Source organism: Devosia sp. A16 (assembly GCF_001402915.1).
Classification (GTDB): Bacteria; Pseudomonadota; Alphaproteobacteria; order Rhizobiales; family Devosiaceae; genus Devosia_A.
On sequence record NZ_CP012945.1, the window covers coordinates 2,969,724 to 2,994,319 of the forward strand.

At 66.2% G+C, this 24,596-nt stretch carries 23 protein-coding genes and 1 pseudogene; 18 read left to right on the forward strand and 6 right to left on the reverse strand.

The window, feature by feature from the left end:
• The first annotated feature begins 33 nt into the window (after positions 1 to 33).
• Positions 34 to 1,374, forward strand: a complete 1,341-nt coding sequence (locus APS40_RS14445; RefSeq protein ID WP_055047720.1) for a cobyrinate a,c-diamide synthase — start codon at positions 34 to 36, stop codon at positions 1,372 to 1,374.
• Between the two features lie 143 nt (positions 1,375 to 1,517).
• On the opposite strand, the gene cobF is transcribed toward APS40_RS14445, so the two are convergent.
• Positions 1,518 to 2,279, reverse strand: coding sequence for a precorrin-6A synthase (deacetylating) (gene cobF, locus APS40_RS14450; protein WP_055047721.1), 762 nt, complete (start codon positions 2,277 to 2,279; stop codon positions 1,518 to 1,520).
• Between the two features lie 45 nt (positions 2,280 to 2,324).
• On the opposite strand from cobF, the gene APS40_RS14455 reads away from it, so the two are divergent.
• Entirely contained in the window at positions 2,325 to 3,773 is a 1,449-nt protein-coding gene (locus tag APS40_RS14455; protein WP_236884108.1) for a cobyric acid synthase, read from the forward strand.
• A 211-nt stretch (positions 3,774 to 3,984) separates the two neighbouring features.
• Positions 3,985 to 4,938: an adenosylcobinamide-phosphate synthase CbiB gene (gene cbiB, locus APS40_RS14460; protein ID WP_055047723.1), complete on the forward strand. Its 954-nt coding sequence runs from the start codon at positions 3,985 to 3,987 to the stop codon at positions 4,936 to 4,938.
• Between the two features lie 143 nt (positions 4,939 to 5,081).
• Here the strand turns inward: cbiB and cobU are convergent, their stop codons facing one another.
• On the reverse strand, positions 5,082 to 5,639 hold the full coding sequence (gene cobU, locus APS40_RS14465; RefSeq protein ID WP_055047724.1) for a bifunctional adenosylcobinamide kinase/adenosylcobinamide-phosphate guanylyltransferase: 558 nt from the start codon (positions 5,637 to 5,639) through the stop codon (positions 5,082 to 5,084).
• A 232-nt stretch (positions 5,640 to 5,871) separates the two neighbouring features.
• On the opposite strand from cobU, the gene APS40_RS14470 reads away from it, so the two are divergent.
• The 5 genes from APS40_RS14470 (at position 5,872) to APS40_RS14490 (ending at position 12,097) form a co-directional block, all read left to right on the forward strand.
• On the forward strand, positions 5,872 to 6,798 hold the full coding sequence (locus APS40_RS14470) for a BadF/BadG/BcrA/BcrD ATPase family protein (RefSeq protein WP_197279332.1): 927 nt from the start codon (positions 5,872 to 5,874) through the stop codon (positions 6,796 to 6,798).
• 59 nt (positions 6,799 to 6,857) lie between these two features.
• Positions 6,858 to 8,339 carry a glucose-6-phosphate dehydrogenase gene (gene zwf / locus APS40_RS14475; protein WP_055049674.1) on the forward strand — a complete coding sequence of 494 codons (1,482 nt, stop codon included), beginning with the start codon at positions 6,858 to 6,860 and terminating at the stop codon, positions 8,337 to 8,339.
• Complete coding sequence (gene pgl, locus APS40_RS14480; protein WP_055047726.1) at positions 8,336 to 9,034, forward strand: 6-phosphogluconolactonase; 699 nt, start codon at positions 8,336 to 8,338, stop codon at positions 9,032 to 9,034. Before zwf ends, pgl begins: the two co-directional genes overlap by 4 nt.
• 94 nt (positions 9,035 to 9,128) lie before the next feature.
• Entirely contained in the window at positions 9,129 to 10,943 is a 1,815-nt protein-coding gene (gene edd / locus APS40_RS14485; RefSeq protein ID WP_055047727.1) for a phosphogluconate dehydratase, read from the forward strand.
• Positions 10,944 to 11,188: 245 nt separating this feature from the next.
• A complete protein-coding gene (locus APS40_RS14490) occupies positions 11,189 to 12,097 on the forward strand; it encodes a transporter (RefSeq protein WP_055047728.1) in 909 nt (302 codons plus the stop codon).
• Between the two features lie 393 nt (positions 12,098 to 12,490).
• On the opposite strand, the gene APS40_RS14495 is transcribed toward APS40_RS14490, so the two are convergent.
• The gene (locus APS40_RS14495; protein WP_055047729.1) at positions 12,491 to 12,949 is read right to left on the reverse strand and encodes a MarR family winged helix-turn-helix transcriptional regulator; all 459 of its coding nucleotides are present in this window, start codon (positions 12,947 to 12,949) and stop codon (positions 12,491 to 12,493) included.
• Positions 12,950 to 13,113: 164 nt separating this feature from the next.
• Here APS40_RS14495 and APS40_RS14500 point away from each other — a divergent pair, with 164 nt between their 5' ends.
• The 5 genes and pseudogenes from APS40_RS14500 to APS40_RS14515 all read left to right on the forward strand — a co-directional run bounded on the left by APS40_RS14500 (position 13,114) and on the right by APS40_RS14515 (position 15,625).
• On the forward strand, positions 13,114 to 13,947 hold the full coding sequence (locus tag APS40_RS14500) for an alpha/beta hydrolase (RefSeq protein ID WP_055047730.1): 834 nt from the start codon (positions 13,114 to 13,116) through the stop codon (positions 13,945 to 13,947).
• A 184-nt stretch (positions 13,948 to 14,131) separates the two neighbouring features.
• Positions 14,132 to 14,719, forward strand: coding sequence for a hypothetical protein (locus tag APS40_RS14505; protein ID WP_156342947.1), 588 nt, complete (start codon positions 14,132 to 14,134; stop codon positions 14,717 to 14,719).
• Positions 14,720 to 14,779: 60 nt separating this feature from the next.
• Positions 14,780 to 14,902: pseudogene (locus tag APS40_RS25330) on the forward strand (TetR family transcriptional regulator); the annotation flags it as partial.
• A gap of 46 nt (positions 14,903 to 14,948) precedes the next feature.
• Positions 14,949 to 15,245, forward strand: a complete 297-nt coding sequence (locus tag APS40_RS14510) for an autorepressor SdpR family transcription factor (protein ID WP_055047732.1) — start codon at positions 14,949 to 14,951, stop codon at positions 15,243 to 15,245.
• Positions 15,242 to 15,625: a hypothetical protein gene (locus tag APS40_RS14515; RefSeq protein ID WP_055047733.1), complete on the forward strand. Its 384-nt coding sequence runs from the start codon at positions 15,242 to 15,244 to the stop codon at positions 15,623 to 15,625. The genes APS40_RS14510 and APS40_RS14515 overlap by 4 nt, the downstream gene beginning before the upstream one ends.
• A 238-nt stretch (positions 15,626 to 15,863) precedes the next feature.
• On the opposite strand, the gene APS40_RS14520 is transcribed toward APS40_RS14515, so the two are convergent.
• Genes APS40_RS14520 through APS40_RS14530 form a run of 3 tightly spaced genes read right to left on the reverse strand, consistent with a single transcriptional unit; the run spans position 15,864 to position 19,608 of the window.
• Positions 15,864 to 17,420 (reverse strand): hypothetical protein, encoded by a 1,557-nt coding sequence (locus tag APS40_RS14520; RefSeq protein WP_055047734.1) that lies wholly within the window; start codon positions 17,418 to 17,420, stop codon positions 15,864 to 15,866.
• Between the two features lie 34 nt (positions 17,421 to 17,454).
• Positions 17,455 to 18,396 (reverse strand): DUF6384 family protein, encoded by a 942-nt coding sequence (locus APS40_RS14525; RefSeq protein ID WP_055047735.1) that lies wholly within the window; start codon positions 18,394 to 18,396, stop codon positions 17,455 to 17,457.
• A 24-nt stretch (positions 18,397 to 18,420) separates the two neighbouring features.
• On the reverse strand, positions 18,421 to 19,608 hold the full coding sequence (locus tag APS40_RS14530; protein WP_055047736.1) for a hypothetical protein: 1,188 nt from the start codon (positions 19,606 to 19,608) through the stop codon (positions 18,421 to 18,423).
• 237 nt (positions 19,609 to 19,845) lie between these two features.
• Here APS40_RS14530 and APS40_RS14535 point away from each other — a divergent pair, with 237 nt between their 5' ends.
• From APS40_RS14535 to APS40_RS14555, 5 genes are all read left to right on the forward strand, one after another.
• Entirely contained in the window at positions 19,846 to 20,307 is a 462-nt protein-coding gene (locus tag APS40_RS14535) for a CoxG family protein (protein ID WP_055047737.1), read from the forward strand.
• Positions 20,308 to 20,360: 53 nt separating this feature from the next.
• The gene (locus tag APS40_RS14540) at positions 20,361 to 20,675 is read left to right on the forward strand and encodes a HigA family addiction module antitoxin (RefSeq protein ID WP_442855869.1); all 315 of its coding nucleotides are present in this window, start codon (positions 20,361 to 20,363) and stop codon (positions 20,673 to 20,675) included.
• Positions 20,676 to 20,826: 151 nt separating this feature from the next.
• Positions 20,827 to 21,822, forward strand: coding sequence for a BMP family lipoprotein (locus APS40_RS14545; protein ID WP_055047739.1), 996 nt, complete (start codon positions 20,827 to 20,829; stop codon positions 21,820 to 21,822).
• A 27-nt stretch (positions 21,823 to 21,849) separates the two neighbouring features.
• Positions 21,850 to 23,460 (forward strand): ABC transporter ATP-binding protein, encoded by a 1,611-nt coding sequence (locus tag APS40_RS14550; RefSeq protein WP_082434417.1) that lies wholly within the window; start codon positions 21,850 to 21,852, stop codon positions 23,458 to 23,460.
• Positions 23,457 to 24,593 (forward strand): ABC transporter permease, encoded by a 1,137-nt coding sequence (locus APS40_RS14555; protein WP_055047740.1) that lies wholly within the window; start codon positions 23,457 to 23,459, stop codon positions 24,591 to 24,593. Before APS40_RS14550 ends, APS40_RS14555 begins: the two co-directional genes overlap by 4 nt.
• Positions 24,594 to 24,596: the final 3 nt, after the last annotated feature.

Sequence of the window (24,596 nt, forward strand, 5' to 3'; positions counted from 1 at the left end):
CAAGATTTTGCAGCGTAATTTTCGGGTGGTTGGATGAACGGCCTGGTCGTCGCCGCTCCGCGCTCCGGCTCGGGCAAGACCACCCTCACGCTCGGCCTGCTTGCTGCGCTCGCCCACCGTGGATTGAACGTTGCGCCGGCCAAGACCGGCCCCGACTATATCGACACCACTATTCTCGCACGCGCCGCGGGCCGGCCGGCGATCAACCTCGACCCGTGGGCGATGTCGCCCGCTCGCCTGCGGACCCTCGCTTCAAGCCACATGGCGGGGGCCGATCTGTTCCTCGTCGAAGGCGTCATGGGCCTCTTCGATGGCGCTGCCGATGGCCGTGGCTCCACCGGCGACCTCGCCGCAACGCTCGACCTGCCGGTGATCCTGGTGCTCGATGCCGAACGCCAGTCGCAGTCGATCGCCGCCCTGGCGCATGGCTTTGCCACCTGGCGTCCGGAGGTGAAGGTGGCCGGCCTGATCGTCAACCGCGCCGCCTCCACCCGCCACGAACTGATGCTGCGTGCCGCCCTCTCCGCAGTGGAAATCCCGCTGCTCGGCGTCATCCCCAAACGCGAGGCCCTGGGGCTCCCCGACCGCCACCTCGGGCTGGTCCTCCCCGACGAAATCACCGGCTTCGACAAGGTGGTCGCCACTGCGGCTGAAGCGATGGAGGACTATGTCGATCTCAACCAGTTGCTGGCCATGTCCTCGCCACTTGCACTGGCGGGCACCTCCCCCCTCGCGGGGGAGGTTGGGAGGGGGGGAGCCAGATACTCGATTTCGGGGTTGCTCCCACCCCTCGGTCAGCACATCGCCATCGCCCGCGACGATGCCTTCGCCTTCCTCTATCCGCACTGGCTCGCCGACTGGCACGCCGCCGGTGCCAGCCTCAGCTTCTTCTCGCCGCTGGCCGACGAAGCACCCGATACCGCGGCGGATGCCGTCTTTCTCCCTGGCGGCTACCCCGAGCTGCACGCCGCCCGTCTCGCTGCCTCAGCGACCTTTATGCGCGGCCTGCGCGCCGCTGCCGACAGGTCGGCGCTGATCTATGGCGAGTGCGGAGGTTTCATGGTGCTCGGCGCCACCCTGACCGACAAGGCCGGTGCGACTTACCCGATGTCGGGCCTCCTGCCGCACGAGACCCGCATCGACCGTCCCAAGCGCGTGCTCGGCTACCGGCGGCTCAGCCACCAGGGCCCGCTGCCCTTCCCGTCATCGCTCAACGGCCACGAGTTCCACTACTCGTCCGCGCGCAAGACCCGGGGCACGCCCCTGTTCGAGGCCACTGATGCACTGGGGGAAGCGTTGCCGCCGATGGGCCTGGTCGAGGGGCGCGTCATGGGCTCGTACGCGCATGTGATCGACGTGGCGTTAGAGCCGTAGCCGGCGCGGGCTGACCCCCACCCCCGTCCCCTCCCCGCAAGGGGGAGGGAGACCCCAACACGGCGATCTCAATCTGCGTCTCCCTCCCCCTTGCGGGGAGGGATTAAGGGTGGGGGCCACAGCCACCGGCAGCGCGACAGGAGTCAGCCCTTTTCCGGCTTCCTGATCATGTACGTGTCCATGATCCAGCCATGGCGCGCCTGCGCCTCGCGCCGCTTCACGTCGATCTCGTCCATCACCTCCGAGACCTTGCCCGCGACCAGCAGCTCGTCGGCCGTGCCGAGATAGGCGCCCCAGAAGATTTCCGCCTCGTCCGCGGCAAAGCGCCGGAACACCTGGTGATTGTCCAGCATCACCACGGCACTGCTGAGCCCGTCGGCCTCGCCTTCGCCGACCCGGCGTCCGGTGGTGATGGTCACTGCCTCCCCCACCCGGTTGAGCGTCACCTGGTGCTGCGCCGCCAGCGCCTGCGGCGCCGAAATACCGGGAATCACCTCGATGGTGATCTCCCATCCGGCGGCCTGCATGTCCCTGAGGATGCGCAGCGTCCCGTCATAGAGCGCCGGGTCGCCCCAGACCAGGAACGCGCCAACTGCTCCGTCCGGCAGCTCTGCGAACATCTGCCGGTAGGCCTGCTCCAGCTTGTTTCGCCACTCCTCGACGCTCTCCCGATAGTCCGGCGTGGTCGCCTGTCGCCGCGACGGGATGGCAAAATCCACCAATCGATAGCGCGGCTCGCTGACGAACTGCTCGAGCATCCCGAGGCGGATGGCGTTGAGCCCGGCCTTCTCCTCGCCCTTGTCGGGCATGAAGAACACCTCGGCCCGGTTCATCGCCTTGATCGCCTGGAGCGTGAGGTAGTCCGGGTTGCCGGCCCCGATGCCGATGACGAGGATGGTGCGCATCCGTCCTCCCTATCGGATCGCCGCGTCAGCCGCTAGAACGGCCCCATGGCGAAATCCCTCATGTTCATGGGCACCGGGTCCGATGTCGGCAAGTCGCTGCTGGTCGCCGGCCTGTGCCGCGCCTATGCCAATCGCGGGCTGCGCGTGGCGCCGTTCAAGCCGCAGAACATGTCGAACAATGCCGCCGTCACCGCCGATGGCGGGGAGATCGGTCGGGCCCAGGCATTGCAGGCACGCGCCGCGCGCCGCGCATCCGTCACCGCCATGAACCCGGTGCTGCTGAAGCCTGAGGGCGAGACCGGCTCGCAACTGGTGCTGCGCGGCCAGCGCATCGGCAGCTTTGCGGCCCGCGAATACTGGAAGAAACGCGGCGAACTGCTGCCGCAGGTGCTGGCCGCCCATGCCGAGCTCGCGGCCGAGGTCGACCTGATCCTGGTCGAGGGCGCCGGCAGCGCTTCGGAGGTGAATCTCCGTGCCAACGACATTGCCAATTTCGGTTTCGCCCGCGCCGCCGCGCTCAAGGTCATCCTCGCCGGGGACATCCAGCGCGGCGGCGTCATCGCGGCTCTGGTCGGCACCTTCGCGGTGATCGATCCCGACGACGCGGCGTTGATCGCTGCGACGCTCGTCAACAAGTTCCAGGGCGATCCGGCCCTGTTCGAGGACGGCAAGCGCTTCATCGCCGAGCGCACCGGCGTGCCGTGCCTCGGGCCGATCCCCTGGTTCGCCGATGCCGGCAAGCTTCCCGCCGAGGATGCGCTGGCGCTCGAAGCGCAGCAGACGCCGGGGCAGGGGCCCTATCGCATCATCGTGCCGCGCCTGCCGCGCATCTCGAATTTCGACGATCTCGATCCGCTGCGGCTCGAGCCCGGCGTCAGCCTCGAGATCATCCAGCCCGGCCGGCCGCTGCCTTATGGCGAGTTGATCATCCTCCCCGGCTCGAAGGCGACTCGCAGCGATCTGGCGGCGCTGCGCGAATATGGCTGGGATATCGACATTCTCGCCCATCACCGCGCCGGCGCCCGGGTGCTCGGCCTTTGCGGCGGCTTTCAGATGCTGGGCCATACCGTGTTCGACCCCGAGGGGATCGAGGGGGCCGTCGGCACTTCGGCTGGCCTCAATCTCCTCGATCTTGACACCGTGCTCGAGCCGACAAAGCAACTGCGCGTCGAGCAGGCGACCTCGACGCTCACCGGCGACCCGCTGGTGGGCTACCATATGCATATGGGCGTCACCCGGGGCCGCGGGCTCGAACGCCCCTTCGCCCGCATCGGCGACATGACCGACGGCGCGGTAAGCCCCGATGGTACGGTCATGGGCACCTACCTCCACGGCCTCTTCGCCGCCGACGCCTTCCGCCGCAACTTTGTCGGTTCGGCTGCCGCGACCTCGAGCCTGGCGTATGAGGCGACCATCGACGCGACCCTCGACGAACTGGCCGGGCATCTCGAACGACATCTCGATCTTGATCAACTGCTGGAGTTTGCCCGATGAGCGGAACTGGCAGTCGGGTTCCCTCTCCCGTTTACGGGGGAGGGGGGACCAGCCGACAGGCTGGTGGGAGGGGGGTGCCACAAGCACCGACCCAACCCCGTCCGCCCACCATTCGTGCGTGGGGCACCCCCCTCCCACCACGCTTTCGCGTGGTCCCCCCTCCCCCGCAAGCGGGAGAGGGATTCCCGACTGCGGACCTCGGTGGCCTCTGATGCAGGCACTGCTCGCTCCCCTGGCGCTGCTGCTCGAGCGGCTCGTCGGCTACCCCAACGGCCTCGCCGCCCGCATCGGTCACCCTGTGATGTGGATCGGCAAGCTGATCTCGCGGCTCGACCTCGGGCTGAACCGTGGCGCCAACCGGCGCGGCAAGGGCGTGATGGCGCTCGTCATCCTGCTCGCGGTCATCGGCCTCATCACTGCCGCCATCGCCTGGCTCTTCCGGCTCATCCCCTATGGCTTCATCCTCGAAGCGGTCCTCGCCTCGACCTTCCTCGCGCAGAAGGCGCTGGGCGACGCGGTGCGCTTCGTTGCCGCCGCGCTGCGCCGCAGCCTTCCGGAGGGGCGCACCGCGGTCAGCCACATCGTCGGCCGCGATCCGCAGTCGCTCGACGAGCCCGGCGTCGCCCGCGCGGCGATCGAATCGCTGGCCGAATCCACATCCGACGCCGTGGTGGCGCCGCTGTTCTGGCTGCTGCTGCTCGGGCTCCCCGGCATCGCTCTCTACAAGGCGGTGAACACCGCCGACTCGATGATCGGCCACAAGACCGAGAGGCACCTCGAGTTCGGCTGGGCCAGCGCCCGCTTCGACGACCTGCTCAACCTGATCCCGGCCCGCCTCACCGCGCTGCTGATCGCCGGCGGCGCGTTCTTCCTCAAGGGCGCGCATCCGGAGCAGGCCTGGTCTACAGCGCTGCGCGACGCGAAAAAGCACGAAAGCCCCAACGCCGGCTGGCCCGAGGCCGCAATGGCCGGCGCCCTCGGCTTTCGCCTCGGCGGCCCGCGCAGCTATGACGGCGAAGTGGTGGACTTGCCGAGCTTCGGCGATGGTCGGCCGGACCTGGGGCCCGATGACATCGACCGCTCGCTGAAGCTCTACGCGGTGACCCTGAACCTGACGCTGGCAGTGACGGTGCTGGTGGCGCTGGTGCTCTGGCGGCTAGGTTAGCTGAGAGAGACGGCCCCCTCCCATCCTCCCCACAAGGGGGAGGTGCCCCGCTGGTTCCCCTGGTACGATCGATGACGGAGCCTCGACTCTTCACCTCCCCCCTTGTGGGGGGCCGGGAGGGAGCCGTCTGCTCCAGTCAGCCCTCAAGCCTCATGCACCCGCCGCTGCAGCACCTCCGCCTCCGGGGCCGAGCCCTTCAGCACCAGCGGCAGGCCCGCCACCACGAAATAGGCGTCGTCGCAGATCTCGGCGATCCGCTGGTGCGCCGAACCGGCGAGGTCGCGGAACATCCGCGCCATCGCATTGTCGGGCACGATTCCGAGCCCGACTTCGTTCGAGACCAGGATCACCCGGGCAGCTGTCGTTGCGCTCAGCGTCGCCAGCAATTCGTCCACCGCCGTAGCGACGTTTTCGTTGGCGACGATCAGGTTGGTGATCCACAGCGTCAGACAGTCGACCAGGATCGCATCATGCGATTTCGCCGCCCGGGCGATGGCAGCGCTGAGCCGCAGTGGCTCCTCGATGGTGGCGAAAACCTGGGCCCGCTGCTGCTTGTGGCTTTCCACCCGTTCGCGCATTTCGGCGTCGAGCGCCTGCGCAGTGGCGAGGTAGGCCGGCCGCGCTCCTGCGCGCATGGTCAGCCGCTCGGCGAAGCCGGTCTTGCCCGAGCGCGCCCCGCCCAGCACCAGAATGTGACCCATGGTCGGCCTCCTTGCCGTCTGTCACCGCTCTGACGCAATGCGTCGCGCGGCGCTTCGATCCCTTGGCGGCGGACTTTGGCCGCATGCGAGCCATGCGGCAAGCGACCTTTCTAGCCGCCTTCCTTTGCTTATTCTACTTTCGTCTAGAAACCTTTGGCATTAAGGTCCGCGCCGGACTCGGGGGGCTCCTGGGTCGGCAAGCCATGAGTTGTCGCGAAGGAGTGCGCGTTCGGTGCCTAGGTACTATCTCGGGGTGGATGGTGGCGGCACCAACTGCCGCATCCGCCTCGCCAATGAGAACCTCGAAACCCTGGCCGACGCCGCCGGTGGTCGCTCGAACCTGCAGATCGAAGCCGGCGAACCGGCCTACCGCTCGATCACCGAAGGTACCAAAGAGGTCTTCTTGAAGGCCGGCATCGATATTGCCGAGGCGAAGAACACCTATGCCTGTTTCGGCATGGCCGGCGGTCGGCTGCCCTCGGCGCGCGATGCCTTCGAGCAACGCCCCTGGCCCTTCGCCAAGGTGCGCGTCTATGACGACATCGATATCGCCCGCGCCGGCGCCCATGGGGGCGAAGACGGCGCGGTGATCATTGTCGGCACCGGCTCGGCGGCGCTCGCCATGGTCAATGGCCAGCGTCACCAGTGCGGCGGCTGGGGCTTCCAGATCGGCGACCAGATGAGTGGCGCCATTCTCGGCCGCGAGCTGGTGCGCCGCTCGGTGGAAGGCGCCGACGGCCTGCTGTCGGCCTCGCCGCTCACCCAGGCCGTGATCGACAAGCTCGGCGGCTCGATCGATGCGGTGATGGATTGGTCCTTCCCGAGGGATCCGCGCGGCCCGATGCCATCAGGCAATGGTGCGCCCTCGACCCTGCTCGGTCGCGCTCCCGCCGAGTTCGGCGCGCTGATCCCGCTGTTCTTCGACTACTACGAACAGGGCGATCCGGTGGCCAAGGAACTGATGGAGCTCGAGCTGAGCTACATCGACAATTACGTGCGCTGGTTCAAGGCGCGCGGGGTGACCCGCATGGCCGCCGTCGGCGGCTTCGGCACCCGGCTTTACCCGCTGATGATGGAGCGCTACGGCGACTTCATCGTCCGCCCCGTCGACGAGCCGCTGCACGGCGCCGTCATCCTTGCCAAGCAGAATTTTGCCTGAGCAAAACTTCGACTGAGAATTGAGTTGCCATGAACTACCTCGACAGGAGCTTGAAGAGCGTGTCCAGCCGTATCATCCCGGTTCAGCCCTTCGATTACGTGGTGTTCGGCGCGACGGGCGACCTCACCAAACGCAAGCTGATCCCCGCGCTCTATCATCGCTTCAAGGATGGCCAGTTCGATGAGCAGAGCCGCATCATCGGGGTGTCGCGCACCAAGTTGAGCGATGAGGAGTTCCAGAAGCTCGCGCGCGAGTCGATCGAAACCTTTGTCGAGAAGTCCTACCAGGACAAGAAGACCATCGATCGCTTCATCGGCACGTTCTCCTATGTGGCCAACGACGTGACCGACGAGGCGCACTGGGGCGACCTCAGCAAGAATCTGCGCGAGGATCCCAAGGTGGTCCGGGCCTTCTACCTCGCCATCGCGCCGGACCTGTTCGGGCCGACCTGCGAGTACATCCTCAAGAAGGGCTATTATCGGCGCGACGCTCGCGTGGTGATCGAAAAGCCGCTGGGCCACGACCTCGCATCCTCGATCGAGATCAACGACGAGGTGTCGCGGATTTTCAAGGAAGATCAGGTCTACCGCATCGACCACTACCTGGGCAAAGAGACGGTGCAGAACCTTCTGGCCCTGCGGTTCGCCAATATCCTGTTCGAGCCGATCTGGAACTCCGCCCATATCGACCACGTGCAGATCACCGTGGCCGAGTCGGTCGGCGCCGGCACCCGTGGCTATTACGACGAATCCGGCGCGCTGCGCGACATGGTGCAGAACCACATCATCCAGCTGCTCTGCCTCGTTGCCATGGAGCCCCCGGCCTCCGATGGCGCCAATGCGCTGCGCGACGAAAAGCTCAAGGTGCTGCGCTCGCTGAAGCCGATCACCGGCGCCGATGTCGGTCGCGCCACGGTACGCGGCCAGTATCGCGGCGGCAGCGTCGACGGCAGTGCGGTGGCGAGCTACCAGGACGAATTGCCCGAGGACAAGAAGGGCTCGCGCACCGAGACCTTCGTCGCCATCAAGGCCGAGATCGAGAACTGGCGCTGGTCGGGCGTGCCGTTCTACATCCGCACCGGCAAGCGCCTGGTGTCGCGCGCTTCGGAAATCGTCATCCAGTTCCGCAACATCCCGCACTCGATGTTCGATCACGCCGAAGGGGCGCCCAAGCCCAACCGGCTGGTCATCCGCATCCAGCCCGATGAGGGCGTCAAGCTGTTCCTGATGATCAAGGATCCGGGCCCAGGGGGAATGCGCCTGAGGGAAGTTCCGCTCAACCTCAGCTTCGCCGAGACCTTCGCCGAGCGCACCCCGGAAGCCTATGAGCGCCTGCTGCTCGACGTCATCCGCGGCCAGCAGACGCTGTTCATGCGTCGCGACGAACTGGAGGCGGCCTGGGAATGGGTCGATCCGATCCGCAACGGTTGGGACCAGGCGAGCGACGCGCCGCAGAGCTACACCGCCGGCACCTGGGGCCCGACCGGCGCCATCGCGCTGATCGAGCGCGACGGGCGCACCTGGCACGAGGACGGGCATTGAACGCGACCCGGCGCAGCTTCGGCACCAAGGAAGACCTGGCGCTTGCCCTCGCCGAGACCGTTGCCGAGCACCTGAACGACGGTATTGCTGCCCGCGGGCAGGCGGTGCTCGCCGTCTCCGGCGGCTCGACCCCGGCGCGGTTCTTCGCCGTGCTGGGCCGCCGCAAGGATATCGACTGGTCGAAGGTCACCGTGACCCTGGTCGACGAGCGCTGGGTCGACGAGACCAACGATCGTTCCAACGCCCTGCTGGTCAACGAGCGCCTGCTGCAGGGCCCGGCTGCTTCGGCGCATTTCGTGCCCCTCTACTCGGGCGGCGACGTCCCGACCGACGCCGCCATCGCCCGCACCAACGTTGCGGTCAACGCGCTGCCGACGCCGTTCGACGCGGTGATCCTCGGCATGGGCAATGACGGCCACACCGCATCGTTCTTTCCCGGCGGCGACACCCTCGCCGCGGCGCTGACCGGCGAGGGGCCGGCCATCGCCATCCGGGCGCCCGGGGCAGGGGAGCCCAGGGTGACGCTGGTCCTCAGGCGCCTTCTCGACGCCAAGGGGCTCTATCTGCATATCGAGGGGGAGGAGAAGCTGGCGACGCTGGACAAGGCTGCGTCGGATGGTCCCGTTGAGGACATGCCGATCCGGTCTATTCTCAGGCAAAGCCAGACACCGCTGACTATCTTCTGGAGCCCCTAGACCGTGCGCGGAGCCCGTTCAGGAAAAGTTGCAGACTTTTCCGGTTCGAACGGGCGACCAACCAAGGTTGTGGCGCTCCCCCAAGGAGCATGAAATGTCCGTCGTCAAGATCGTCCAGGAAGTCACCGACCGCATCGCGGCCCGGAGCGCCGGCTCACGCCGCGAATATCTCGATCGCATCGAGGGCGCGCGGGTGGCGGGCGTGCACCGCGCGGCGCTCGCCTGCGGTAACCTGGCGCATGGCTTTGCCGCCTGCTCTCCTTCCGACAAGGCCAAGCTCGCCGGCAGCAAGGCACTGAACCTCGGCATCGTCACCTCCTACAACGACATGCTGAGCGCCCATCAGCCCTACGAGAACTATCCCGAGATCATCAAGGACGCGGCCCGCCAGATCGGCGCCACGGCGCAGGTAGCCGGCGGTGTGCCGGCCATGTGCGACGGCGTCACCCAGGGCCAACCCGGCATGGACCTCAGCTTGTTCAGCCGCGACGTCATCGCCATGGCGACGGCGATTGCGCTGAGCCACAACATGTTCGACGCCGCGGTCTATCTCGGCATCTGCGACAAGATCGTCCCCGGCCTGATGATCGGCGCGCTGACCTTCGGGCACCTGCCGGCGGTGTTCGTTCCTGCCGGCCCGATGCCGACCGGCATTTCCAACGACGAGAAGGCCAAGGTCCGCCAGCTCTATGCCGAGGGCAAGGTCGGCCGCGCGGAACTGCTGGAATCCGAGGCCAAGTCCTACCACTCGCCCGGCACCTGCACGTTTTACGGCACCGCCAACTCCAACCAGATGTTGATGGAGATCATGGGCCTGCACCTGCCGGGCGCCAGCTTCGTCAACCCCAACACGCCGCTGCGCGAGGCGCTGACCCGCGAGGCGACGAAGCGCGCCCTGTCGCTCACCGCCGAGGGCAACGACTATACGCCGATCGGCCACATCGTCGACGAGAAGGCCATCGTCAACGGCCTCGTCGGGCTGCTGGCGACCGGCGGGTCCACCAACCACACCATGCATCTCGTCGCCATTGCCGCCGCGGCCGGCCTCAAGGTGACCTGGGAGGATATGTCGGACCTGTCGGGCGGCGTGCCGCTCCTCGCCCGCGTCTATCCCAACGGCATCGCCGACGTGAATCACTTCCACGCTGCCGGCGGCATGGGCTTTTTGATCCGCGAGCTGCTCGAGGCCGGGTACCTGCACGAAGACGTCAAGACCGTCTGGGGCGCCGGTCTCTCCGGCTACGCCGTCGAAGCCAGGCTCATCGAAGACAAGCTCAGCTTCGAGCCTTCGCCTGTCGTCTCCGGCAACCCCAAGGTGCTGGCGGCGGTGAAGGACGCCTTCTCGGCCAATGGCGGCCTCAAGGTGCTCTCGGGCAATCTCGGCAAGTCGGTGATCAAGGTTTCCGCGGTGAAGCCCGAGAACCGCGTCGTCGAGGCCAGGGCGCGCGTCTTCCACACCCAAGAAGGCCTGCAGGCCGCCTTCAAGAACGGCGAGCTCAATGGCGACGTCATCGCCGTGGTGCGCTTCCAGGGCCCGAAATCGGTGGGCATGCCCGAACTCCACAAGCTCACCCCGCAGCTCGGCATCCTGCAGGATCGTGGCCACAAGGTCGCGCTGGTCACCGACGGGCGCATGTCCGGCGCCTCGGGCAAGATTCCGGCCGCCATCCACATGACCCCGGAGGCCTCCGATGGCGGCGCCATCGCCAAGATCCGCGACGGCGACCTGATCCGTCTCGACGCCAACGAGGGCACGCTCACCTTCATCGGCGACGAGAAGGAGTTCTTCTCCCGCACCCCGGCCACCGAGGATCTCCGCCGCGAGCATTACGGCATGGGCCGCGAACTCTTCGCCGGCTTCCGTGCCTTGGTCGGTACCGCAGACCGGGGCGCCAGCGTCTTCGGCTAGGACATCGTCACCTTGGCCTGGCCGAGAGGGACCGATTGCCGCTCGCTCGGCAGGTCCACCGCTGAAGGTGGGCCACGCGCATCTGCTGTGGATACCATGCCACGCTCGCTGCCGATGTGAACGCACCCGGCCAGAATATTCTTGTCCCAACTTTAATGCGCATGCACTGTCGCGGCATGGGGGCCGGCGCTGATTTGCCCGGCTGTGACGGTTACCGAGGGGTGGCCAGTCGACAGGAGGGAAGCATGTTTGCAAGGCTGGCCGTGGCGGCACTGGCGTCGGTTTCGATGATCTCGGGTGCGTTCGCCTGGGATGGGGCGCGGGCCTATCACCTGCGCCCGGGCGGGGCGAGCGACATCAGCCTGGCGCTCAACATGATCCATATCGAGGACAATATCCCCTTCCTCGGGGACACCACGCTCGATGTCGGTGTCCTGACCCCGACCTATCGCAAGACTTTCGACCTCTCGGGCAATGTCGGCCTGGTGCTGATCGGCCTGCCGGTCGGCGGCATGACCTTCGACTCGTTGGCTCCCACCATCGACACCGGTCTCGCCCAGGGCGACCTGGTGCTCGGCGCGGCCCTCGGACTGGTTGGCATGCCCGCCCTCGCTCCGATGGATTATGCCATGCACAAACCGGGCTTCCAGGCCATGGTCGAGGGCAAGCTGTTTCTCCCCACCGGCGATTACGATCCCAACCGCCTGGTGAACCTGGGGCAGAACCGCTGGTCGTTTCAGGCGAGCCTGCCCATCAGCTACGCGCTGGGCGACAGCATGATCGATCCGGAGCTCACCACTTTTGAAATTCGTCCGGTGGTGCAGATCTTCGGCGATAACGAGGATCCCTTCGTCGGCACCGGCGCCACCGTGATGAGCCAGGCTCCGATCTTCGGAGTCGAGGGGCACATCACCCGCAATTTCGGCAACAGCATCTGGGCTGCCGTCGACGGCTACTACGAGACCGGCGGCGAGATCTCCTTCAATGGCGTTCCGCAGGGCGACGGGCCGGAGACGCTGGCGCTCGGGGCCACCCTCGGTCTGGTGCTCAGCCCGAACGTCGCGACGCGCATGACCTATCGCCAGACGGTTTACTCCAGCGACCCGGACCTCTCCGCGCAGGCCCTCGAGATCACCGCGGCTTATCTGTTCTGATCGCTACTGCGGGGTGACGGCGTAGCGTCCTTGACACCGCCGGTTGCGGCCACCCATGCCGCCTACCGCGCCGGGCACCCCTCCCTTGGGGGGAGAGGTCGGCCCGCAGGGCCGGGTGAGGGGGGCTTTCCACGCTCAGTGTTACGGCAAGGCCCCTCACCCCGACCCTCTCCTCCAAAGGGAGAGGGGGCGCTTGGGCCCGGCCAGTGGAAATGACGACGACATCTCCGCCTTGGATGATCTCGCCGGGCTTCCGTCACCGCGCCAGAGTCTCGCTGGAGGTTGTTGCTCGACAAGGCTCTGAGGGTGACCTCGCCTAGATGAGGGACAGGACGGCCACATCCTGTTCCGCGGTGATTGAAGTGCTTTTCGGGGGCGCGCCGCTCGCCAACCTCAAACCGCTTCCAGCTTCTCCCGCACGCTGTCGCGCATCTTCGCCATGCGCTGCTGCATCTCGACCACCCCGTCGAGATCTTCGCCGCTGGCCAGCGCCAACTCGACCGCCGCCAGCTGGCCGTCGGCCTTGAGCGCACGCCCGGCCTCGGTGATCTCGACGTCGAGCACCCGCTCGTCGTCCCTGTTGCGCGTGCGTTTGACCAGCCCGGCCGCCTCGAGCTTTTTGAGCAGCGGGGTCAGCGTGTTCGACTCCAGCATCACCAGGTCCGTCAGCGCCTTCATCGTGATCTTGCCGTTTTCCCACAGCACCATCATCACCACGAATTGCGGATAGGTGAGCCCGAGCTTGTCCAGCATCGGCCGATAGAACCGGCTGAAGGCGTGGCTCAGCGAATAGGCTGAAAAGCACAGCAGGGCGTCCAGCTTCAGCTGCTCGGCAATCTCTTTCTTGTCCATCGAATGTCTCCAACCGTGCCTTGTAGATAAAGCGTATGCGATAGAATCGCAAGCGATCTGTGCATGTGAGCCATGCATCGACGCGCGTTGTCGGCGATTCAATCGCATGCGATCTAATGTGTCATCGCGATGATGCGACGGACGTTTTCAAACGGGAGATTGAAATGACCACGAACCTCGAGACTGCGGCTGCCTTCGCTGCCGCCAAAGCCACAAACAGCAAGACCGCGCTGTTCATCACCGGCGCGTGGATGCACACCTCCAGCTGGGACAAGCTGCGCTCGGTGTTCGAAGCGGCCGGCTACAAGACCCTGGCTCCGGCCTGGCCCTACCTCGACGGCAACCCGGCCGAGCTTCGCGCCAACCCCGATAAGCGGCTGGGCAGCCTGACCTTCGGCAAGATCGTCGATCACTATGCCAGGATTATCGACGGCCTCGACGAACAGCCGGTGATCATCGGCCATTCGATGGGCGGCCTCATCACCCAGTTGTTGCTCGATCGCGGTTACGGCGTTGCCGGCATCGCCATGGATCCCGGCCCGATCGCCGGCGCCCTGCCCGGGCCGGTCTCGCTGCTCGCCGCCCTGCCGCCGATCTTCGCCGGCCCCGGCACCACCCAGACCATCACCCGCGAAGGCTTTGCGAAGAGTTTCGCCAACACCCTGAATGCGGCCGACCAGAAGGCCGCCTATGACGACTATGTCGTGCCCACCCCGACCAACATCTTCTACCAGGCGGCCGGCATGTTCGGCACCGCGGTGAAGGCAAAGGCGCGCAAGCAGCCCCTGCTGGTGATTGCCGCCGAGCAAGATCGCACCGTCACCCCATATCTCGCCAAGGCGAGCTTCAACATCCAGAAGAGGGCGCCCGCCCGCACCGATTTCCACCAGTTCGCCGACCGCTCGCATTTCCTGGCCGGCGAGAAGGGCTGGGAAGAAGTCGCCCACTACGCCCTCGACTGGGCCAACGAAGTGACGCAGGCTCCTTCGATCCACTGAGCGGCCGGTGGATCCCGCATCCTCCCCGCCTCGCGAGGGAGGATCATCTGCCGGCAGGGCGCCGACGGGGAGAGGCGATGGTGTCCGGATGCGCCTGCACCATTCCCCAGCCCGCGGGAATCTCGTAACCCATCAACAGCGCCTCCGGGGATGAGGTATCGTCCCGAGGGCAGGGGAGGGGAAGTTGAGCCGTCGCACGACCCGGATTGCCGCCGCCATGATCGCGCTTGCGGTTTTGGCCGCCTGTTCCTCGATCCCTATCGGCACCGCCTCGAAACTGCGTGGCCTCGACTACCTCAACGACGACGTCGCCAGCCTGTTGCTGGCCCTCGATCTGCCACCCTCGCTCGAGCCGGTGCAGGGCGCCTCGACCATCGGCTTCGACATCACCACCCCGGCCAACGGAGAACGCCGCATCAAGGCGACGCTGGTCGCCGCCGACGCGGATGAACTCGCCGGCACGCTTCCGCCGCCGGCGGGCGAGCGCAACTACTACCTGTTCGGTTTCTCGGACCCCGACAAGCAGGCGATCCGCGACGCCCAGGCCTGGGCCCGGACGCTGCCGGCCGGGGCAGCCTCCCTCTCGGTATCGCTGGCGCCAAGGCTTTGCCGCACCGAGCCTCTCGACCCGGCCAAGACCACCGTCTCGGCCCTGGTCGCACTCCCCGGCGCTTCTGGCCTTGCGCCGCTGCTGAGCAACCAGCCGCTGTCGAGCGTGCTTGCGAACGCCCCGATCAAGGACGTCCCGCCCTGCGCTGGCCACTCCGGCTAGGGGCTTCGGCGCAGAGGCGCGGTAAGTCCGAGGCGCGCCCTGCCCGCCCTGGCACAGTAGAGGCCCACTGAACTCAGTGCTCGCTATCCCACCATCGACCGCTCGCGCCTGCTGCTCGACAGCGATTGGGACGGCACTTTCAGGCGGGGGCTCGATCTGCTCGACGGCCTCAACCCGGAGTGACGAGCCGTCACTTGACTCAGTTCGACGATTAGCTAATCATCGAATTATGAGCTTGGTGTTCAAGGCCATTGCCGATCCGACCCGCCGCCGTGTGCTGCAGCTGCTGCAGGCCGGGCCGATGAGTGCGGGAGAACTTTCCGGGCACTTCGATGTCTCCAAGCCCACCATGTCGGCGCATTTCGCCGTGCTCAAGGACGCCGACCTGGTGCATGCCGAGAAGGCCGGCAAGTCCGTCATCTACCATCTGAAACTGTCGGTGCTCGAAGAAGCGCTGCTGGGGTTTGCGCACACGTTCGGCATCGGGGCCGAAGTCGCGCCGACGAAGCTGGAGACCGTGCGATGAAAAAGGAAGTTCTTGTGGGGCTGGCTTGGGCCGCCGCCATCGTGCTTGTGGCGCTGGCCGCGCAGTTGGCGCGCGAACATGGCTATATCGATGCGGAGACGACCCAGCGGGTCGTCGCCATGAACGGGCTGGTGATCGCCTATTACGGCAACCGCGCCCCTAAGGCGCTGGCGCCCAGCGCGCTGGCGCGGCAGGTCGCGCGGTTCTCCGGCTGGGTTCTGGCGTTGAGTGGCCTCGTCTACGCCGGCTTCTGGGCCTTTGCCCCGCTCCCGCTGGCCATGACCATCGGAACCGGCGGTCTCGCCGCCGGCGTGATCATGATCATCGGCTATTGTGTCGGGCTCAGGACGAAACTCGGTGGCGACGGAAGTGCTGCTTGAGGGGCGCGCGTACACCACGAACCTGAAGTGGGCGCACGGCCAAGCGCCGCAGGCTCCTCTTCACTTCTCCCCTCAGGGGAGAAGGTGGCGCGAAGCGCCGGATGAGGGGTGAAGCGGTGCAACTCGCGCTCACTGAGAAGCTGAACCCCTCACCCTAGTTCCGCTACGGACCTTCGGTCCTAGCTGCACTACCCTCTCCCCTCAGGGGAGAGGTGAAGAGGGGCGGTCGGCTACACCCCTAAAATCCGCCGCCCGTCTTGAAGCCGCCGCTGGTGCGGTTGCCGCTGGAGCCGGTGCGGGGACGCGAGAAGCCGCCGCCGCCACCGCCGGAACCGCCACCCCCGAAACCGCCGCCGCCCCCGCCGGGGAGCCGCCCCCAGCTGCCGCCGAAGCCGCCATCGCGACGCCCGCCACCAGCGCCGCCGCCAAAGCTCGAGTCCGGCCAGCTGAACCCGCCGCCGCTATTGCTGCCGCCCCATGGCGAATCCTGGCGCCGCTGCGGCTGCACGCCGCCCTGCCAGTTCTGGCTGCGCCGCCACTGGCCCCAATAGTCGGCCGCGGTGATGCCGCCGCGCAGGAAGTCGTTCAGCAGGTCGCCGACCAGCTTGTCTTCGCGGAAGGTCGAGCGTGGGTTGTCGAAATTCTGCTTCTTGAATTCGTACTGGATATCCTCGAGCTCGCGCCGCCGCGCCGCCAGCGTCTTCAGTCGCGCCTTCTGCTCGCGGCTGTCGCCGTCTTCCTCGGTCGCACGCTGCCGGGCCTCGTCGATCTGCTTGACGATGGTGTCGTCCTGCCCGGTCTCGGTGGCGCGCGCTTCGGCGAGCAGCGTCTGGATGTCCTCGCGGCCCAGCGCTTCGGCCAGTCCGCTGACCGCGGCGCTGAATGCCGGGTCGCTCCCCTGCGCCAGCTCACGCTGCGCCCGGGCGCGCTCGTCGCGCTTGTCTTCGGCTGCCACCATCTGCTGGTCGATGGCGGCGATCCTCGCTTCAGCCTTCTCCAGCAAATCGCGGGTCGGCCGTCCGCCAGCCGCGTCCACCGCCGCCTTTTCGAGCTTGGTCACTTCCTCGGCGGCCGCCGCGGCGATCTGCTGCTGGCGCTCGGCATGCTCACGCAGCCTCATCGGGATCTCGTTCAGCATTGCGAAATTCGCCCGCGCCTCCGGAAAGCCCACCAGCCCGGCGATCAGCTCGTCGAGATACTGAATGAGGTTGTTCTCGCGGTAGTTCTTGGTGCCGAAGCCGCGCTCCCACAGATACATGAACAGCGGGTCGTCGCGGTACGGCTTGCCCTTCTGCTCGCGATCGGATTCGGCCTGCTCGGTCTTGCGCAGGCTTTCTTCGGCAATGTGGGCCAGTTGCTCGGCAGCCTGGCGCTTTTGCGCATATTCGGGGTTCTTCACCGCTTCGACCGCCACCCGGTCGGCCAGCAGCTTCAGCTCGGCCTGCGCCTTGTCGGCGATGGCGGCCTGCTCGGTGCGCTCCTTGGCGAACGCCGCGATCTGCTTGTCCAGCTCCTTGAGCTCGCCTTCCGCCGCGCTGAGCTCGGCGCCATGCCGGCTCAGCATCTCGCGCGCCTTGATCTCGGCCTGGCTCAGCCGGCCGGCGAGCGCCGCCTGAGTGGTCGGGTCCAGCCGGATCTCCGCCAGCTGCCGCAGCAACTCGCTCTCGGTCTCCTTGAACTTGGTGACCAGTTCGGCCGAGCGGGCCAGGCGCTTAGCGATCTCGTCCTCCTCGCGGCGGATGTCACGCAGCGCTTCGTCGAGGGAGCGCAGGGCCTCGGGTCCGGAAAGGCTCATGAGAAAACCCGCCTTGCAGTCGATGTCGCGAGGCTCACCACCGTGTCACCGCTCCGCCCAGCACCGGCATGACATAGTCGACGTCGAGGAAGCCGTACTCCTTCAAGCCCAGGATGTTACGCTGCAGGATGCCGTCATCCTTCTTGTCGTTCTCGACGGCGCGATAGGTGCTCTCGGGCACGCGCACGCCCCAGATCGCCACCTTCTCGGTCTGGCCGCTTTCTTCGTTGACGATCGGCAGCGTCAGCGGTTTGCCGTCGGTGCCGATCGCTTCCACCACCACATAATAGTTGGTGGCCGCGGTATTGATCTCGGGGAAGGTCCAGAACCCGGTCTTCTGGCCTTCGCGGTTGACGATCTTCAACTGGTATTCCTGGCGGAGCTGGTCGCGCAGTCCGGTGAGCGCGGCGATCGCCTGTTCGGCGCCGCTGCGGTTGCCTTCGGCGGCGGCGGTCTTGCCGCGGGTCCGCAGCTGCTCGGCCTCGGTCACGGCCTGTTGCACCTTGGTCTCTTCGAAGATGGTCTGGTACAGGCCGTCCATCTCGGCGGGCAGCTTCTCGCTGAGCTCGACCCGGGCACCTTCGACCTGCGCCTGCTGATACGGCCGATAGGCGAAGAAGTAGCCGCCCAGCCCCACCACCAGGATCAACGCGATCGCCAGTGCGGCCGGCCCCCATTTCTTGCGGCCGACATAGAGCCTGGCGAGGCTCACCCCCAGGCTCGGCTTGGGCGGCGTATAGACGAAGCGGCTTTCCTCGAGCGCCTTCACGCCCTCCATCAGCACCGCATCGGTGACCTCGATGCCCTGCTGGTGATAGATTTCGCGCAGCTTGTCGATCAGCTGCTTCTCGCGGGCATCGCCCGCGAGTTCGCGTTCCACCAGGTCCTGCCGGTGACGGAGCGTGTCGACCACGTCCATCGCCAGCATCACCTCGTCGAGCGGGGCCTTGTCGGCAGTCGCCGTCGTCGTGCTCATGTTCGAGCCCGTTCGCGCTCCAAATCAGGCCTTCTTTTCTTCCAGCAGCAGCGCGTTGCCCTCGGCAGCCAGCTGCGCCAGGCGGCGCTTGCCGTCTTCGACCGCATCGCGGATCTCAGCCGAGTTCTTGGTCGCCGCCTCGCGCATCTCGTTGATGATGACGCGCGATTTCTCCTGGAAGGTCACCACCGAGTCGACCAGCTTCTTGACCGCGTCGGCGCGGATCGTCGGGCCGTAACCGGCCTTTACCGCCGCCTCGCCCACCCGGTCGCCGATTTCCGACAGCGTCTCGAGGCTCTTGGACATGCCTTCCTTCATGGCGTTCAGCGTCTCGGTCGATTCATGCAGGCCAAACAGCCCGGTGAACGAGGCGCTGAGCGCGGTGAACACCGTCTCGTTGGTCGAAAAGAACGAAATCGCCTGCTGGTAGACGCGCTCCTTGGCCTGCGTGGTCTGCATCAGCCGCGCCATCACCACTTCGGAAGTGGAGTAGGAGATGGTCAGGTTGTCGCTCAGGTCCTTGGCGATCTGGTAGCGGCGTTCCTCGTTCTGCAGGTCGCGCAGCTTCTCGTCGCGATCCATTTCGAGCTTGGCGCGGTCGGCCGGGGTGCCGGTGGTGAACGCCGCCAGCGCGTCGCCCGCTGCCTTCAGCGTCGCCTTCTTGTCGTCGAGCTTCCTCGTCGCCACGTCCAGCAGCTCCAGCGCCATCACTTCGGACTGCTTCAGTGCGCCGCGGAAATCGCGATAGGCCTCGAGGATGGTATGCTCGCGGTCGACCTGGTTCTTGGTCTCCTTGGAGACGTCGAGATAGGTGTTGCGGATCTTGTCGAAGCGCGAGGCGATATCGCCGCGGCTGACCTTCATCCAGACGTTGGAGACGCGCTCCATCAGGTCGAGCTTGCCGTCGTCGAGCTGGTCGACCATGGCCTTGGCGTCGTCACGGATCGAGTTGAAGCCATTGGTGATGTCTTCGTAGCGCTCGCCGACATTCATCGCCGCCACCTGGCTGCGCACCACCTCGTTGAAGGCGCTCGCCTGCGTCAGCGTGCGGCCGATCAGGATGACCTTGTTCTCGTCGAGGTCGGTGATCTCGTTCAGCAGGCCGGTAATCGGCTGTTCGCCGGCCTGCTCGGGCCAAATGCCGAGCTGCTTGATCGCCCCCATCGCCTTGTCGAGATACTGCAGGGGCTTTTCCATCACTTCAGTGGCCATTTGGATGCGTTTCCCTCTATCGGTCACCTTGGGGTGACATGATTCACGTTCTCGGCGTCACTTGCCAATGTTGCTTATATCGGCGACGCCTGTTTTGCGCGATATGGTGCTTAAAAGCCTCACGAAAAGAGCCGGCCGGGAAGTTTGCGGCAACCGTTGCAGCGTTGCCGCGGTTGTTCATCTGCACGACCCGCACTAGCTTCACCTGACACGGCTCCAACGCGAGGAAATGACGGCATGGAATTCGGCGGCAGGTACCTCGTTTCGGCGCCCAGGCTCGAGGTCTGGCGGGCGCTCAACGACACCCAGGTGCTCAAGGCCGTCATCCCCGGTTGCCGCCGCATCGACTGGACCGGCGAAACCACGCTCGAACTCGAGATCGAGATCAACCTGGGCCTGATGCAGCCGGTGTTCTCCGGCGATCTCGAACTGCGCGATATCGTGCCGGCCGAGAGCTACACCCTCGCCGGCCGGGGGCGCGGCGGCCTGCTCGGCAAGGCTGAAGCGGCGGCGGACATCGTGCTTTCCGATGCCGGCCAGCACACCCGGCTGGTGTTCACCGCCAATGGCGGCGCCGACGGCGGCATCATGAAGCTGGGCAAGTCGTTGATCGGCAACTCCGCCCAGAAGCTCATCGACGGCTTTTTCGAGCGCTTCGGCGAAGCCATGGGCGTCGAGGTCAAGCCGATCGTCGGCTAGCGTATCGTTGAGAGATACACCCGCTTGAAGATGCCGCTAAAGTTCGATCCCCAATCCACTCGGGTGAGATTCTCCGCGAGGAGTTCCTTGTGCGGCTCGGGCTGTCAGCCGGGGTGCTGGCAAAGGCGCTCGGCGTACCGCGCACCCGTATCGAGCGCATCGTCGAGGAACAGATGGGCATCAGTGCCGACACGGCGCCAAGGCTCGCCAAATACTTCGACACAACGCCCAATGTTTGGCTCAATCTCCAGACCAGCTACGATCTGGCGATTGGCGCAGAGGCGCTCAAGGAGCCGCTGGCGGCCATTCAGGCCCGTGCGCCGGGCAATGACAACGAGCGGAGTCCGCCCCGCCGCGCGCGGGCATAAACCTTCCGCGCACGATTTTTGCCCACTTGGTCAAAATCTCTGCTGCCGCCTCTTGCAGAGCGCCGGTTTGCAGGGTTGTATTCGTTCCCAACGCGCCGGGCTGTCAGGGCGGCATGTGCCGTTGCCGGACGCGATACAGGGAGACTGATCCATGAACTACTTTTCGAAGCGCATCACTGCGCTCGCGGCCGGGGTGGCGCTGTCGGTGCTCGCCGCCGGGGCTGCCCTCGCTGATCCGGCGGTGATCTACGATCTGGGCGGCAAGTTCGACAAATCCTTCAACGAGGCGGCCTATAATGGCGCCGAGGCCTGGAAGAAGGCCACCGGCGGCAGCTTCACCGATCTCGAGCTGCAGAACGACGCACAGCGCGAGCAGGCGCTGCGCCGCTTCGCCTCGCAGGGCGCCAACCCGATCGTGATGGCCGGCTTCTCCTGGGGCACCGCGCTCACCACCGTCGCCGCCGAGTTCCCCGATACCCACTTCGTGGTGATCGACGCCGTGGTCGACGCGCCCAACGTGCAGTCGATCATTTTCGACGAGCATACCGGCTCGTTCCTCGTCGGCGCCATCGCGGCGCTGAAGTCGACTACCGGCACGGTCGGGTTCGTCGGCGGCATGGACGTGCCGATCATCCACAAGTTCTACTGCGGCTACGCCCAGGGCGCCAAGGCAGCCAACCCCAACGTCAAGATCATCGAGAACTATACCGGCACTACGCCGGCCGCCTGGAACGATCCGGTGACCGCCGGTGAACTGACCAAGGCGCAGTTCGACGCCGGTGCCGACGTGGTCTTCGCCGCCGCCGGCGGCTCGGGCCTGGGTGTGCTGCAGGCGGCCGCCGATGCGGGCAAGTTCTCGATCGGCGTCGACAGCAACCAGAACTACCTGCACCCCGGTTCGGTGCTGACCTCGATGCAGAAGCGTGTCGACGTGGCCGTCGAGAACGCGCTCACCGATGCCAACTTCAAGCCCGGCCTCACTGTGCTCGGGCTCAAGGAGAACGGCGTCGGCTACGCGCTCGACGACAACAACAAGGCGCTGATCACCGACGACATCAAGACCAAGGTCGACGCCTTCTCGACCGAGATCCAGTCGGGCGCGATCAAGGTCCACGACTACACCGCCGACAATACCTGCCCGGCCTGAGTTCGGCAGTTGTCCAGCGACACCCCCATGGGTGATCCCAATGTGCAGCGGCCCCAAGGGGCCGTTGCATCTTCGGTCGCCGCATCCGATCTGGCGATCGAGCTGATCGGCATCAACAAGCGCTTCGGCGCTGTGCATGCCAACAAGGACATCGACCTCAAGGTCCGGCGCGGCACGGTGCATGGCATCGTCGGCGAGAACGGCGCCGGCAAGTCGACGCTGATGTCCATCCTCTATGGCTTCTATACCGCCGACAGCGGCGAGATCCGCGTCAACGGCACGCCGCATGCCATTACCGACAGCCGCCATGCGCTGGCGCTCGGCATCGGCATGGTGCACCAGCACTTCATGCTGGTCGACAATTTCTCCATCCTCGAGAACGTCGTGCTCGGCGCCGAGGACAGCGCGATGCTCGGCCCCAGCCTTGATCGGGCGCGCAAGGAACTGACCCGCCTCGCCAAGGAGTACCGCCTCGATGTCGATCCCGATGCGATCATCGAGGACGTTTCGGTCGGCACCCAGCAGCGCGTCGAGATTCTGAAGGCGCTCTATCGCGGCGCCGACGTTTTGATCCTCGACGAGCCGACCGGCGTGCTCACCCCGGCCGAGGCCGACGACCTGTTCCGGGTGCTCCGCACCCTGCGCGACCAGGGCAAGACCATCATCCTCATCACCCACAAGCTGCGCGAGATCATGGCGATCACCGACTATGTGTCGGTCATGCGCCAGGGCGCCATGGTGGAAACGCTCAAGACCTCGGAGACCAATCCCGAACAGCTCGCCGAACTGATGGTCGGTCGCCGGGTACTGCTGCGCGTCGAAAAGACCGCCGCCAAACCGGGCGACACCTATCTGTCGGTCGAGAACCTGGTGGTCAAAGACGATCTCGGCGTCACCCGGGTCAAGGATGTGAGCTTCACCGTGCGGGCCGGCGAAATCGTCGGCATCGCCGGGGTCGCCGGCAACGGCCAGTCCGAACTGCTCGAGTCGATCTCCGGCATGCGCGACCAGGCCAGCGGCATCGTGCGCCTGAAGGGCACGCCCCTGTCGCTCGAAGGCGACGACGGCGCGCATCGCGCCCGCCAGGCCGGCCTCGCCCACGTGCCCGAAGACCGCCAGCGGATGGGCCTGATCACCGCCTTCGAGGAGTGGGAAAACGCCATGCTCGGTTACGAGGACGACCCGGCCTATGGCAAGGGCATCCTCCTCGACATTCCGGCGGCGCAGGCGCAGGCCCGCGAGCGGATCAAGAAGTTCGACATCCGCCCCGCCAACGAGCGGCTGAAGACCGCCAATTTCTCCGGCGGCAACCAGCAGAAGATCGTCCTGGCGCGCGAGATGGAGCGCAACCCCGATGTGCTGATCGTCGGGCAGCCGACGCGGGGCGTCGATATCGGCGCCATCGAGTTCATCCACAACCAGATCATCAAGATGCGCGATGCCGGCAAGGCGATCCTCGTCGTCTCGGTCGAGCTCGACGAAATCCGTTCGCTGGCCGACCGCATCCTGGTGATGTTCGACGGCAATATCGTCGGCGAAGCCGATCCGGCCACCGCCACCGAGGGCGAACTGGGGCTGATGATGGCTGGCGTCACCGACAGGCAGGCAGTCGCCGCGGCCCAGGGACAGACGCCATGAGTTCCGCCATCCTCAAGCCGCTGCCGCGCTGGGCCGACGTAGTGCTGCTGCCACTGCTCAACCTGGCGCTGGCCTTCATCGTTTCCGGCCTCGTCGTGCTGGCCATCGGCCAGGATCCGCTGGCGGCGCTCAATGCCATCGTCACCGGCGCCTTCGGCAACGGCTACAATCTCGGCTACACGCTCTACTACTCGACCAACTTCATCTTCACCGGGCTTGCCGTGGCGGTCGCCGCGCATGCCGGGCTGTTCAATATCGGCGGCAACGGCCAGGCCTATATCGCCGGGCTCGGCGTCATCGCCGTGGCGCTGCCGCTGCAGTTGCTGCCCTGGTGGATCACCTTTCCGATCGCCATCCTCGCCGGCGGGGCGGTGGGTGGGCTCTGGGGCTTCATTCCCGGGTGGCTGCAGGCCAAGCGCGGCTCGCACGTCGTCATCACCACCATCATGTTCAACTTCATCGCCGCCGCGGTCATGGTCTACATGGTGGTGAACGTGCTGAAGCCGGCCGGCACGCTGGCGCCCGAGTCGGCGATGATCGCCGCCGAGGGGCGCATGCCCAAGCTAGGCGCCTTCATCCCCTGGTTCAAGAACACCGACGTCAACTTCACCCTGGTGCTGGCGCTCATCTGCCTTGTCGGCGCCTATGTGCTGATCTGGCATACCCGCTTCGGCTTCGCCATGCGCGCCCTGGGCCAGAACCCCACCGCCACCCGCTATGCCGGCATGTCCAACAGCCGCATCATCATGATCGTCATGACCATGTCGGGGGCACTCGCCGGCATGGTGGCGGTCAACCAGGTGGTCGGGGTGCAGTATCGCCTGGTGCTGGACTACGTCGCGGATGCCGGTTTCGTCGGCATCGCGGTGGCGCTGATGGGCCGCAACCATCCAATCGGCATCCTGCTCGCCGCACTGCTGTTCGGCGCGCTCTACCAGGGCGGCAACGAGCTGCAATACGTCATTCCCGGGCTGTCGAAGGAAATGGTCGTCGTCATCCAGGCGCTGGTCATCCTGTTCACCGGCGCCATGGAAGGGCTGTTCCGCCCCGGCCTGCAGCGCATCTTCATGACGCTGTCGCCGCAGCAGAAGGCCGCCGCCGTCGAAGCCAACAGCGTCAAGTCGGGGAGCTGAGCC

Coding starts and splice junctions, on each gene's coding strand:
- APS40_RS14535 (WP_055047737.1), top strand. CDS start 19,846: ATGGAATTCGGCGGCAGGTACCTCGTTTCGGCGCCCAGGCTCGAGGTC.
- APS40_RS14495 (WP_055047729.1), bottom strand. CDS start 12,949: ATGGACAAGAAAGAGATTGCCGAGCAGCTGAAGCTGGACGCCCTGCTG.
- APS40_RS14530 (WP_055047736.1), bottom strand. CDS start 19,608: ATGGCCACTGAAGTGATGGAAAAGCCCCTGCAGTATCTCGACAAGGCG.
- APS40_RS14515 (WP_055047733.1), top strand. CDS start 15,242: ATGAAAAAGGAAGTTCTTGTGGGGCTGGCTTGGGCCGCCGCCATCGTG.
- APS40_RS14555 (WP_055047740.1), top strand. CDS start 23,457: ATGAGTTCCGCCATCCTCAAGCCGCTGCCGCGCTGGGCCGACGTAGTG.
- APS40_RS14520 (WP_055047734.1), bottom strand. CDS start 17,420: ATGAGCCTTTCCGGACCCGAGGCCCTGCGCTCCCTCGACGAAGCGCTG.
- APS40_RS14490 (WP_055047728.1), top strand. CDS start 11,189: ATGTTTGCAAGGCTGGCCGTGGCGGCACTGGCGTCGGTTTCGATGATC.
- APS40_RS14550 (WP_082434417.1), top strand. CDS start 21,850: ATGGGTGATCCCAATGTGCAGCGGCCCCAAGGGGCCGTTGCATCTTCG.
- APS40_RS14455 (WP_236884108.1), top strand. CDS start 2,325: ATGGCGAAATCCCTCATGTTCATGGGCACCGGGTCCGATGTCGGCAAG.
- cobU (WP_055047724.1), bottom strand. CDS start 5,639: ATGGGTCACATTCTGGTGCTGGGCGGGGCGCGCTCGGGCAAGACCGGC.
- cbiB (WP_055047723.1), top strand. CDS start 3,985: ATGCAGGCACTGCTCGCTCCCCTGGCGCTGCTGCTCGAGCGGCTCGTC.
- APS40_RS14500 (WP_055047730.1), top strand. CDS start 13,114: ATGACCACGAACCTCGAGACTGCGGCTGCCTTCGCTGCCGCCAAAGCC.
- cobF (WP_055047721.1), bottom strand. CDS start 2,279: ATGCGCACCATCCTCGTCATCGGCATCGGGGCCGGCAACCCGGACTAC.
- APS40_RS14510 (WP_055047732.1), top strand. CDS start 14,949: ATGAGCTTGGTGTTCAAGGCCATTGCCGATCCGACCCGCCGCCGTGTG.
- APS40_RS14445 (WP_055047720.1), top strand. CDS start 34: ATGAACGGCCTGGTCGTCGCCGCTCCGCGCTCCGGCTCGGGCAAGACC.
- APS40_RS14545 (WP_055047739.1), top strand. CDS start 20,827: ATGAACTACTTTTCGAAGCGCATCACTGCGCTCGCGGCCGGGGTGGCG.
- edd (WP_055047727.1), top strand. CDS start 9,129: ATGTCCGTCGTCAAGATCGTCCAGGAAGTCACCGACCGCATCGCGGCC.
- APS40_RS14525 (WP_055047735.1), bottom strand. CDS start 18,396: ATGAGCACGACGACGGCGACTGCCGACAAGGCCCCGCTCGACGAGGTG.